Origin of the sequence: Litoribrevibacter albus (genome assembly GCF_030159995.1) — a bacterium.
GTDB classification, from domain to species: domain Bacteria; phylum Pseudomonadota; class Gammaproteobacteria; order Pseudomonadales; family Litoribrevibacteraceae; genus Litoribrevibacter; species Litoribrevibacter albus.
Map to the genome: position 1 here is coordinate 713,570 of NZ_BSNM01000016.1, position 12,165 is coordinate 725,734.

Below are 12,165 nucleotides of genomic sequence, written 5' to 3' on the forward strand. Positions count from 1 at the left end.
GAAGGGTAATTTTTGAAATAGAACGAACGGATTTCGTTAGCAACTAAGGTGAGCTGGTGAGGATGTGATGAGGAGGCATTATTGCTTCCTCATCATTCTGGATCAGATTACTTTCGAGTCTGTAGTTTTTGCTTTGCTCGGCCAGCCGCAGCCAACACTTGTGCAGGTGCGGTACCGCCTATGTGGTTACGTGCGTTGACAGAACCTTCCAGGGTCAGAACATCGAAAACATCTTCGGTGATGGTGTCGGAGAACTGTTGCAGCTCTTCCAGCGTCATATCGCTGAGATCTTTGTCTTGTTCGATGCCGTAACCTACTGATTTACCAACCACTTCGTGGGCATCGCGGAATGGCATACCTTTACGTACCAGGTAGTCGGCTAGATCGGTTGCGGTGGAGAATCCTCTGCGTGCAGCTTCGCGCATCACATCTTCTTTCACCTGAATCGCTGGCACCATATCAGCATAAGCACGTAAGCAGCCTTTTACGGTATCGATCACATCAAACAGTGGTTCTTTGTCTTCCTGATTGTCTTTGTTGTACGCCAATGGTTGAGCTTTCATCAACGTCAGCAAGCTCACCAAGTGACCATTAACTCGACCTGTTTTTCCCCGTACCAGTTCTGGTACATCCGGGTTCTTCTTCTGTGGCATGATTGATGAGCCTGTGCAGAAGCGATCCGGTAGGTCGATGAAGTTGAACTGTGCGGAAGTCCAAAGAATTAATTCTTCAGAAGCGCGTGATAGGTGTGTCATTAGCAAGGACGCTGCGGAACAGAATTCAATGGCAAAGTCACGGTCACTCACAGAGTCCAACGAGTTTTCTGTCGGTGCTTCGAAGCCAAGGAGATTCGCTGTCATGTGACGGTCGATTGGGTAGGTTGTACCTGCTAATGCCGCTGCGCCTAACGGTGAACGGTTCACACGCTTACGGCAGTCCTGGAAACGTTCAAAGTCTCTTTCCAGCATTTCGTTCCACGCCATCATATGATGACCGAAAGTAACCGGTTGAGCGGTCTGAAGGTGTGTAAAGCCAGGCATGATGGTGGTGGCTTCTCGCTCTGCCAACATGATCAAGCCTTCTTGAAGACGCGTGATTTCCTGACAAATGAAATCAATCTCATCCCGAACGTACAGGCGAATGTCCGTCGCTACCTGATCATTTCGGGAGCGGCCGGTATGAAGCTTTTTACCTGTGATGCCGATTTTATCGGTCAGGCGTGCTTCGATGTTCATGTGTACGTCTTCCAGAGGAATAGACCACTCCAACGTACCGTTTTCAATGTCTTGCTGAACTTCGTTCAGGCCCTCGACGATTTGAGAGAGCTCATCCGAGGTAAGAATGCCTACTTTTTCAAGCATGGTGGCATGGGCGATAGAACCTGCAATGTCTTGGCGGTACATACGCTGGTCGAATTCGATGGACGCCGTAAACTTCTCAACAAAGGCATCTACACCCTCAGAAAAGCGGCCACCCCATTGGGTATTTGTTGTTTTTTGATTGTTTGAAGAATCAGACATGGCTTCGGTTCTCGTCTTATAGGCCCAAAATTGCGGGCGATTATATCACGGCATTATCGGCTGTGCGAAAAGCATAAAGTGTTAATGACGGAGATAAAACGAAGTCGGGAAAAGGATGAGTGAAATCAGCAACCGGATTGATAAAATCAACTAAGGAGTTCGAAAAAACGGGCTTGGTGGTTATACCATCTGAATATGCCAAGGTTCATAACGAACACCCAGCATGTTATCGGCCGTATAACGGATGCGGATCATTCCTAAGTCTGATAACTCTTTGTATACATGTGAGTTTTCAAACTCTTTAGTGAAGTTTAGCTTGCCGTAACCGCGTTGTCCTACATCGAAATCACCCGAGGCATGGAATGAATAGCCTGGGGGAGCCAGAGATCGAGACGCGCGGGAAAGGTTGCCGTTGCGATCAATGACTTTGCGGAAATACAGTTGATATTGTTTAACCACACTCCGAACGCCGGAAGTTAGAATTAACTCATGGCCGACTTTCTTTTGCAGGGTTTCTAATAAATGAACGGAGTCGCCTTTAAATAAATAATGCCCCGAGCCCGGAACCTTAGTGACTTGGGACTGCTTGATCTGGTTCGTCAGGTTACCAACGACTTTGGTTCCCATAAATCCGAGTTCTTTGGCGTCGCGGTAGAAGAAACCTTCCAGTAGTGCCAGTTCCGTTTTGCTGAATTCACCAATAGAAGGAACGGACTTTGCGAATTTGAGCATGTCATCAAATGAGACGATGTTGAAATGCCCATAGCCAATATGGCTTTTTACGCGTTCAATTTTTGCGTACGCGCTTTTGAGAACTTTCCATTCCTGCTCGGTTAGCCAGATATCACCTTCCAGATCTTCATCGAAACGCTGGACTTTTTCGAGCATGCGTTGACGTTCAGCCAGTTCAATGGCTTGTGAGGCGTCTGCGATGATAGGTTGTTGAGGCGGGGTGATGATTTCTGGTTGCTCGGGAATGGCAACAATGTCAGATGTCGTGCTGTTGTCAGGTAGTTGTGAATTACCATGTTTTAGAATTGTATAGGCGCTGCCGAAGGCCACGGCCGACGCAGACGTCGCGTATTCAAGAAATTTTCTTCGCGAAAGTTGAATTTTTTTATCTAAACCCACTATACAACTCTGACCAGCTAGCTAAGTATTTTTAAATTCCATTTGAAGCATCCATGCGTTTGCTTCTTAGAATCAACCCTTAAACTGACAATATAGACGACAGTACTAAATTTAACTGGTTTTTCGTACCAATACAAAAAAAGATTGTGACCAGTTACATATGTATATCGGATGATTATTATTTGACGTTAATTTATTTTTTATTTAAGCAATAAATTGACACTTTAATGACCTGGAAAACGGTTATTAACAGTCGGCGCCACAATCCGGTAAATATTTTCGAAAGATCGCATCTATCTGGCCATTGTTCTTCATGGTGGTAATGGCTTGATTGATCTGATTGATAAGAAAACCGGCTCTGGGTGTTTTTTTAGACACAAACACATGAAAACTTTGAGCGGGTAATTCCTCAAATATTTTTGCCTCAATGCTGTCATCGATCATTGGGTTATCCGTAAATAACGAACCATAGGGCACAGAATAGGCGTTAAGAATGACTTCGCATCGGCCACTTTTCAGTAATCGAAACGCCGAATGTAAGTCGTTGGCAACAACAGACAGTTGCCGCGCTTTAATTTTATACATGTCGTAGTTGTAGCCGTGTACTCCGCAAACAGAGAAATCATTGAGATCGGATAATGTTTTTATGTGCGGCGCAGCATCAAACATGTCTTTGGAATAGAAGTAGGCGTTTCCTGTGCTGTAAACCGTTTGAGACACTAGGAATTTTGAAGCGCGCTCTTCACTGTAAGTCCCATTAATAAAGACCTCAAAGGTCGGGTCGCCCTGAAAATGCTCTACTTGATATAAACATCGTTTCCATGGGGTGAGGTGAATTTGATAAGGAATGTTCGCCAGATTAAAGATTGCTTTTGTGGTTTCTATCATGGCTCCGGTCAGGGTGTGGTCTTGGATGAATGCATAAGGTGGCCATAAATTTTCATCATCACACACCGCAACTGGAGCATTTTGAGTGAGGTGATCTGTGGAAGCGTGCGCATTAATAACCAACAATGCTCCCAAGATAAGCGAGAAAAGCGTACTCTTGATGCTTGTTCGAAAAAACAATAAGAGAGGCTGGGAAAGCTTCCGTTGCCAGTTTCGTTGATATGACGTGTGCATGACTTTCCTTTTTGTCTGACTCTTACGTTAAGGCCGCAAGAGTGCTGTAGGCGCACAGGAATTACTAAGGTTATGGTCTTAAGTCTAATTATTTTTACTATTATTTCGAGTGAGATTGCCTGGGAATTGGGTACTAAAATGGGGCAAAAGTTGTAGGTAATTGATAATTATTATCTTTTAGTCGTGGGTATCTTAGGAATTTGTTTACATGGAAAACGAGAGTCGTACTTATTTCTTACCTGATTTATGCAAGAGCTCCACGCTTGGCATCTTGGTGATCGTGGCGGAGATCATTGCGTTTGTCGTGCTGTTGCTAAAGCCCTGGGATGAAATCACTCTCGAACTCTTTGGCTGGTTATCGCTGTTCTTGCAGTGGGTTATTCTGGCGTGTGCTGCATTGTTGTGTTTCGTGCGTCGATGGTTAATGAAGTTGCCGGATGTTATTGCTGGCGCGATCAGTTATGCCTTGATTGTTGCTGTCGTGGTGATCATGACGGCGTTACTGGGTTGGCTTCAGGAAGATGCTATTGATTGGAAGCACGTACTAAAGAACGGCTTAGTGGCAGTGTTGATTGGGGCGTTGTTAATTCGTTATCTGTATGTCAGAACGGAGTTGGCGCAACGAGCGCAAGCCGAGTTGGAAGCCCGGGTTGAAGCGCTTCAATCTCGTATTCGTCCTCATTTTTTATTCAATAGTATGAATACCATCGCCAGCTTGATCATGATCGATCCGGAAAAAGCCGAGCATGCCGTTGAGGATCTGTCGAGCCTGTTTCGGGCCACTTTGGGTGAGCGGCGTTCAGAGGCCACGTTTGCGGAAGAAATTGATCTGTGTAAGAAATATTTATCGATGGAAGGGTTACGCTTGGGGGATCGTCTGACTGTTGAATGGGATATCAGTGGGCTGTCCGGGACGACCATGATTCCTTTACTGACGTTGCAACCGATTCTGGAAAACGCCATCTATCATGGGATTCAAACGTCCTCCAAGCCTGGCTGGATTCGGGTAAAAGCGAACTTTGATGAAACGGCGTCGAGAGTGATTATTGTGGTGTCGAATTCCATTCCAAACACCACGCCATCCTCTCACAAAGGTCAGAATATGGCACTCAACAATATTCGCGCTAGACTAAAAGCAATATACGGAGTGAGTGCTACAGTAGAAGGACGCTATTTAGAAGATTGTTATGTGTCGACAATCATCTATGCTTTGGGTTAATAGACAATCATTTTATCCCTTCGAAAATAACGAGTTTGGTATTACGGATTAATGTATGCGAGTTCTAATTGTTGATGATGAGCCGTTAGCTCGTGAACGACTTAAGCGAATGGTCGATGAATTATCGGATTACCAAGTAGTTGCCACTGCTGAGAATGGTATAGACGCTGTAGAGCAAGTAGACTCGATCCGCCCGGAAGTGGTTTTGATGGATATTCGTATGCCTGAAATGGATGGACTTCAGGCGGCGGCTAAACTGGTCGAACAGAAACATCCTCCTGCCGTTATTTTTTGCACCGCCTATGACGAGTATGCAGTCGAAGCCTTTGATGTTCAGGCGCTCGGCTATTTGATGAAGCCGGTTAATAAAGATGCGCTGGCGCATGCCTTGGCAAGAGCCACCCGCTTAAACAAGGCGCAATTGTCAGCCCTTGGCAAACGTTCTAAAGATCAAGAATCCGACCCAGCCCGCTCTCATATCAGTGCCCGAACTCACCGGGGACTGGAATTGATTCCGATCGAAGACATCTATTTTTTCAGAGCCGATCAGAAATATGTCACGGTGCATCATGAACATGGTGAAGTGTTGATCGATGAAACATTAAAAGATCTTGAACAGGAGTTGGAAGATCGTTTCTATCGCATACACCGAAACTGTCTTGTCTCTGTAAATCATCTGGAGGCAATGGAGCGTTCTGGTCAGGGTCAGCATAAAGTTAAAATCCGCGGCCTGGAAGAAAGTCTGGATGTCAGCCGTCGCCATGTGTCCGGGTTAAGAAAATTGATGCAATCTCTTTGATGTCTATCAGTATTTCGGTTTTTACTCGATCATCCTCTCTGGTAGCATAGAGTCTCTCCTGAACATTGGTTTGAGATTACTATGACTACCAAGACCCTTCGTATAGCAACACGTAAAAGTCCATTAGCCCTATGGCAAGCAGAATATGTTAAGGAACGCCTGATTCAAGCGCACCCTGGTCTGACTGTTGAATTAGTCGCTATGTCGACTCGTGGCGATAAAATTCTGGACGCGCCTTTGGCAAAAGTGGGCGGTAAGGGGTTGTTTGTAAAGGAATTGGAACGATGCATGTTGGACGGCGAAGCGGATATTGCTGTGCACTCCATGAAAGACGTGCCTATGGAATTTCCTGAAGGACTGGGATTGGCAGTCATCTGTGAACGCGAAGATCCGCGTGATGCCTTTGTCTCAAACACCTATAAGTCGTTAGATGAGTTACCGACCGGAGCGGTGGTCGGAACATCCAGTCTGCGCCGTCAATGTCAGTTGATGCAAAGCCGCCCTGATCTTGAGATCAAATGGCTACGAGGCAATGTTCAGACTCGATTGTCCAAGTTGGACGATGGCCAATACGATGCGATTATTCTGGCGACGGCCGGACTGGTTCGTCTTGAAATGGAAGATCGTATTGCTCAACGCATTAGCACCGATGTCAGTTTGCCAGCGGGTGGACAGGGTGCGGTAGGCATCGAATGTCGTACCGATGATGAAGAAACGATGGCCTTGTTAGCGCCGCTTCATGATAAAAACACTGCGACACGTGTTTATGCCGAGCGTGCTATGAACCGTCGTTTGGAAGGGGGCTGTCAGGTTCCTATTGCCTGTTATGCCGAGTTACAGGAAGACCAGATTTGGTTGCGTGGATTGGTGGGATCGCCGGATGGTAAAACGGTTTTACGCCATGAAGTGCGTGGCAGTGCTTCTGATCCTGAAGCGTTGGGTATTGAAGTCGCGGAAGTTCTTCTGGGACAGGGCGCTCAAGCCATTCTGGATGACGTCTACAACGCTGAGAACGACTAGTCCCGGCTGGCCTGTTAAGCGGTCTTTCGATGAAATTTCTTATTACCCGTGCTGAACCGCATGCGTCTCAGTTAGCTGCTGCTCTTAACGCAAAGGCGATATCGACTGAGGCGGTGCCGGTCATGTCTATCGCGCCGGTTGAGCTTTCCGGTGCCGCTCGCTCCCGGCTGATGAATCTCGATTTGTATGACAGTGTGATTGTCATCAGTGCGAATGCAGCAGAATTACTCGCAGCTCATCTGGATCAGTATTGGCCCCAGTTACCGGTCGGTATAGAGTGGGTTGCTATCGGTCAGGCGACGGCTAATATGCTGGCGTCTGAGCTGGGTGAGTTGTCTTCCGACCAGATTCATGTACCTGACGGAACCGACAGTGAAGCCCTCATGCAATTGCCTGTCTTCCAGCAAGTGTCTGGAGCGAAAGTCTTGTTGGTAAAAGGTGAAGGGGGGCGAGACGTTATTCATCAGACGCTTTCCGAGCGTGGCGCAAGTGTCACGGAATTGGTTTTGTATCAACGTCAGCCTGCGATGGAATTTGCTGAACAGTTAGTGCAGGTATTCCGGCAGCAACCTCAGTTCGTCCAGATCGCCAGCGGCGACAGTTTTTTAAATCTATTGGCGATGCTTGAAGGGCATCTTGATCGTGGTTCGGTGGTGTCGAGTGATGCGTATTGGCTGGTTCCCAGCGATCGTGTTGCTGATTTACTGCACTCTCATCAGGTGAGGAAGGAGAAAGTACTCGTTTGTAATGGTGCATCCAATCAGGCGATCTTGGCCCGAATTCAAGAGCTTCTTTGACCAACCCTTGCTTTCTTACCCACAAGAGTCGCTTATTTATCAAGGTCAGGGTTATACTTTGACAATTAACGCATTTAGATTAAATTTCAGGCGAGCCCGCCAATATGTAACGCGTTGACTGAGAGAGAGGCGCTTGGATGCAAGATTCAGATAAACAGGATAAGCCGAATCCGGCTGAAGAAGTAAAAACGACACCATCGGAAGAGGTTACTGAGGCATCTTCTCAGGACGCTTCTGAATCTGAAACGGCTTCAAGTTCTGAGCCGGACAAGCAAGCACAAAACACCACTTCTGATTCAACGCCCAAGACAGCGCCTGTTGCTGCCAACGTTACTGCGAACCATTCTTCATCTCGGTCTGCCTCGTCATCTAATTCCTCATCTGGTTCCGTATCTGCTCAGACGGCTTCCTCTGGCGGTGGTTGGCTGTTAGGCATCTTGTTGGTGCTGTTGATCATCGGTTCGGCTGGTGGCTATTGGTGCTGGATGCAGTTTCAAGCGATGCAGGATGAACTGGCACAAGTTCAGGAAACTCAGGCCCGTTGGGCTCAGCGCAGTAGTGAGCGTGAGCAGCAGTTGGATCAACTGTTAGCAGGGCATACCGCTGCTGTTGATTCGCTCACTCAGTTGACCGGTTCCGATGAGGAACAGCAAAAGCAATTGAAGTACTTATCCGTTCAGCTGTTAAGTCTCACCGGCGTTCGTCGACAAGATTGGGAAATTGCCCGACTCGAGTATTTGCTCCGTCTGGCGTCTCAGAGATTACAGCTCGATGGTGATTTGGAAGGCGCTAGGTCAACGTTATTGGCTGCTGATGAATATCTGAAATTATTGGATGACCCTCGTTTGATTCCGGTCAGAAAACAAGTAGGTAAAGACTTACTTACCTTGAATCAGTCGAATCGGGTTGATCGAGCCGGTCTTTATATTCAACTGGATAGCTTACTGGCTCAGGTTCCTTCACTGCAGCCTGATAAGCCGGAATACAACTTCGTATCAGCTAAAGAAGTATCCGCTGATCAAATGGACTTCGCTGATTGGGTGACTCAAAAATTGAGAGGGATGATTCGATTAACGTCGAATGAAGTGAAACCAAGTGCTAGCTGGCTGTCCCAGGAAGCGAAAGGCCAGTTTAATGCAATGTTGTCTTTACGTTTGCTGCATGCACAACAGGCTGTAATGGCAGAAGATCAGACCGTGTATGACGCTGCATTAGCTCAAGCGAAAGAGTTAGCTGAGACCTTGTATCTGGGACGAGGTGATAGTCAGAAATTCGTGAGTAAACTTTCAGAGTTACAAGCGATGCGTGTGTCGATGGCGGAGATCGATATCGGCGGCTCACATCAGGCATTGAAAGCGTATTTAGAAGAGTCCCAGCGAGCAATTCGCGAAGCGATGATGCGCTCACTGATTCAGGGCAGTGTGGATTCGTCATCAGCGTCGGAGGGTAACAACTAAAATGCGAGGCATAGTCTTATTCGCGGTTGTTTTTCTTCTAATCGGTGGTGGGTTTGCGTATCTGGCGGGGGAAGACAAGGGGTATGTGCTGATCAGCTTCTGGGGCTATACCCTGGAAACCAGCTTCTGGTTTGCTGCGTTGATGGGCCTAGTGGGGCTCAGCATTTTTTATTGCGTGATCCGGGTCTTCAATATTTTGGTGCTGGCCCCGAAGACCATTCGCTTTTGGAATAATGAACGCATTCGTAAGCGGGCGTTATTCACTGCGATGGAGGGTTTGGTCGAATATACCCAGGGAAATTGGGGCAAGTCTGAGAAATTACTGAAAGGCAGTTTGAAAGATTCGAAGCATCGTATCATTCATTATCTGGCGATGGCGCGTGCCGCTCAGGAACAGGGTAAGTCTGAGGAATGCGACAGCTTATTGGCAACGGCATTGAACGAATGTCCGAAACATGAATTGGCCATTTACCTGACTCAGGCTCAGATCCAGTTGGATCGAGGGATGTATGAGCAAGCGTTGGCGACGTTGGTTCGGGCAAGAGAACTAGCGCCAAACCATCGATTCCTGTTGAAGCTTCAAAGTACCGCTTACCTGAAACTCAAAGATTGGGTGCATCTCAAGAACCTGTTGCCTGAGTTGAAGAAGCGTAAAGCGCTGACAGACAGTGAAATTAATACTCTGGAACGACGCATTACCAAGTCCTTCCTGACCGATAAGATGCAAGCGCTGTCTAAATCCTCTGATAAAGAGAAAGCCTATAACGAGCTACAGCGTTTTTGGCGTTCGCTACCGATGTCGATGCAGTCTGACGCTCGAACCGTGATCCATTACGTGAATTTCCTTCGACAAGTAGGTCAGGAAGGTCAGGCGGAACGCGTGATTCGTCATTTCTTACACGATGAATGGGTGGATAAATTAGTTTATCTCTATGGCCAGATCAAAGGCGATGATGTAGCCCGTCAGTTGTTGGAAGCCGAACGTTGGTTACAGGAACGTCCACACAGTGCGGTGTTGATGTTGACCCTAGGTCGGTTGTGTTTGGCGAATCAATTATGGGGTAAAGCCCGTGAGTACTTTGAGATCAGCCTGAGACTGGATCAGAATGCCGAAATCTATGGTGAGATGTGCCGTTTACTGGGTCACTTGGGTGAGTACGAGAAATCCAACCAATACTTCCGTCAAGCCGTGGCAATGATGACCGATGGTTTACCTGATCTGCCCATGCCAAAGCCCAGAAGTGGTGTGGGTGAATTTGAGTTTGATCCTGAACTATAGAATGAAAACAGAAAACCCCGGACATCAGACCGGGGTTTCTTTTATCTGGAGTCTCTGCCGCAAGTGAAACAGATATTGGATCACCCGGGTTGCTGACTCTCTGGGCTTACTTAAATTGAGCACTCCAGATCTTGGCGTCGCTCTGAGCCCAAATAGCCGTTCCTACGCCTTGAGTGTCCAGTTTGATGATGGGTTGTTTCGAAGATCCCAGCTCATCGCTGTCAATATTGATAGCTTCTTGCCAACCGTGCTCTCTGGTAAAACGACTTGCCATGATCTCTGTGACGTCTTCATTATCGTAGATCCACATAGCCATTGCGTTGCCATTGTTATCCATCGAGAGGGATGACCCATAGGCGTTGCCTGTAATGTTTTCTAACTGAGTTGGTGTCTGCCAGCCGTTGTTTGCTTGATAGTATCGGCTCCAGACGTCTCCCTCACTATCTCGGTATTGAGTCCAAATCACGAGCGCGTTACCTTGATTGTCTACCGAGATGATGGGGTAGTCTACGCTGCTGTTATTCTCGTTCTCACTAATGGTCTCGGCCGGAAGCCAAGCGTTCTCGGGGGTGTAGCGGGCAGCCCAGATCATGTCTCTTGATAAACCATCGAGGTCATCTTGGTACCAAACAGCCATGGCTTCACCTGCAGTGTTAACCGATACTTGTGGAGCGTAAGCATTGCTGCCGGGCGCATTGATAATGATTGGGTCAATCCAGCCGTTATCTACAACATAGCGATTGCTGTAAATGTTGTTTCGGGTGCCATCAAAGCCATGCCAAACTACAATGGCATTTCCTTCCTGATCCATATCGATTTTAGGCTCATAGCCATGTTCTGACATATTGTTATCAATAATAGTGACTGCCCCCCAACCGTTTTCGGAATCATAGCGAGCCGCAGCTATCCGTTGTCTGTTTTCATAGCGTTGACGCCATGTGGCAATGGCATTGCCTTGAGTATCCATGACAAGTTCCGGCGAAGATGCATGATCTTCATAGGTTGTCGGGATGGCTTGTGGTCCCTGCCAGCCTGTGTCAGCATCGTAGTGATTAGTCCAAATTGTGTAATAGCTTCCATCGGTTTGGTACCAAACGGCCAAAGCATCACCATCGTCAGTGAGCACTATGTTGGCCGAGCCGGAGTTGCCTGCTGAATCATCCACTTGTTCTGGTTGAGACCACCCCGTATTTACGTCGTACATTGATGCCCATAGGTCACCCTCACCGTCATTTCTTGCTAACCAGATGGCGAGCTTTTGACCTCGAGAGTTTGCTGAGATCATGGGGATGTAGATAGCCTCTGCTTCACCTGAAAGACTTGTCGGGGCTTGCCAGCTGCCATCTTCGGTGGTGAAGCTCCAACTGTATTCATTTGCGAGAGTGTTGCCTGATAAGTCTGCCACTGGCTGTTTGATGGTCGCCGTGTAAGTCTGTAGCGGCCCCAAACCGATTGTGGGCTGCAGACTCACTTGATTGGTTGCTCCATCAAATATCACCGAGATATCAACGGGCGTACCACTGCTTTCAAGGGTAATGGTCGAGGTATCGATGGATGTACCTAACATGTCTTCATTAAACGTAGCGCTAGGTATCGTCGAGGTGTCGACGTCTGTGGCGTTGTTGGCCGGGGAAACAAGGCTGACTTCGGGTGTGCTTTGATCGCTTTGAATATCTGATCCTGAACTGCTGCCACCACCGCAAGCGGTTAGACCTGTGGTTGCCAAGGCAATCAGACAGGTACGAAAACGCCAACGGTTTGTATCGCCAGAGTATTGGATGAAGGGCATACATGACTCCTAAATTAAAGTTGAACACCATC

General features: G+C 47.5%; 10 protein-coding genes. 6 read left to right on the forward strand and 4 right to left on the reverse strand.

The genetic code is table 11. From position 1 onward, the window contains the following. Nucleotides 1–107: 107 nt before the first annotated feature. From argH to QQL66_RS17880, 3 genes are all read right to left on the reverse strand, one after another. Nucleotides 108–1,520, reverse strand: coding sequence for an argininosuccinate lyase (gene argH / locus QQL66_RS17870; RefSeq protein ID WP_284383287.1), 1,413 nt, complete (start codon nt 1,518–1,520; stop codon nt 108–110). A 180-nt stretch (nt 1,521–1,700) separates the two neighbouring features. After that, nucleotides 1,701–2,651, reverse strand: a complete 951-nt coding sequence (locus QQL66_RS17875; protein WP_284383289.1) for a M15 family metallopeptidase — start codon at nt 2,649–2,651, stop codon at nt 1,701–1,703. A gap of 246 nt (nt 2,652–2,897) precedes the next feature. Beyond that, nucleotides 2,898–3,773: a substrate-binding periplasmic protein gene (locus QQL66_RS17880; protein ID WP_284383290.1), complete on the reverse strand. Its 876-nt coding sequence runs from the start codon at nt 3,771–3,773 to the stop codon at nt 2,898–2,900. 208 nt (nt 3,774–3,981) lie between these two features. On the opposite strand from QQL66_RS17880, the gene QQL66_RS17885 reads away from it, so the two are divergent. The 6 genes from QQL66_RS17885 to QQL66_RS17910 all read left to right on the forward strand — a co-directional run bounded on the left by QQL66_RS17885 (nt 3,982) and on the right by QQL66_RS17910 (nt 10,344). After that, nucleotides 3,982–4,992, forward strand: a complete 1,011-nt coding sequence (locus QQL66_RS17885) for a sensor histidine kinase (RefSeq protein ID WP_284383291.1) — start codon at nt 3,982–3,984, stop codon at nt 4,990–4,992. Between the two features lie 55 nt (nt 4,993–5,047). Continuing rightward, nucleotides 5,048–5,791: a LytR/AlgR family response regulator transcription factor gene (locus QQL66_RS17890; RefSeq protein ID WP_284383292.1), complete on the forward strand. Its 744-nt coding sequence runs from the start codon at nt 5,048–5,050 to the stop codon at nt 5,789–5,791. A gap of 81 nt (nt 5,792–5,872) precedes the next feature. Beyond that, nucleotides 5,873–6,811 (forward strand): hydroxymethylbilane synthase, encoded by a 939-nt coding sequence (gene hemC, locus QQL66_RS17895; RefSeq protein WP_284383294.1) that lies wholly within the window; start codon nt 5,873–5,875, stop codon nt 6,809–6,811. Nucleotides 6,812–6,840: 29 nt separating this feature from the next. After that, nucleotides 6,841–7,608, forward strand: a complete 768-nt coding sequence (locus tag QQL66_RS17900; RefSeq protein ID WP_284383296.1) for a uroporphyrinogen-III synthase — start codon at nt 6,841–6,843, stop codon at nt 7,606–7,608. A 137-nt stretch (nt 7,609–7,745) separates the two neighbouring features. Further along, nucleotides 7,746–9,065, forward strand: a complete 1,320-nt coding sequence (locus tag QQL66_RS17905) for a uroporphyrinogen-III C-methyltransferase (protein WP_284383297.1) — start codon at nt 7,746–7,748, stop codon at nt 9,063–9,065. Between the two features lies 1 nt (nt 9,066). Continuing rightward, nucleotides 9,067–10,344, forward strand: a complete 1,278-nt coding sequence (locus tag QQL66_RS17910; protein WP_284383298.1) for a heme biosynthesis HemY N-terminal domain-containing protein — start codon at nt 9,067–9,069, stop codon at nt 10,342–10,344. Between the two features lie 106 nt (nt 10,345–10,450). Here QQL66_RS17910 and QQL66_RS17915 read toward each other — a convergent pair whose 3' ends face one another. After that, a complete protein-coding gene (locus tag QQL66_RS17915; RefSeq protein WP_284383299.1) occupies nt 10,451–12,133 on the reverse strand; it encodes an Ig-like domain-containing domain in 1,683 nt (560 codons plus the stop codon). Nucleotides 12,134–12,165: the final 32 nt, after the last annotated feature.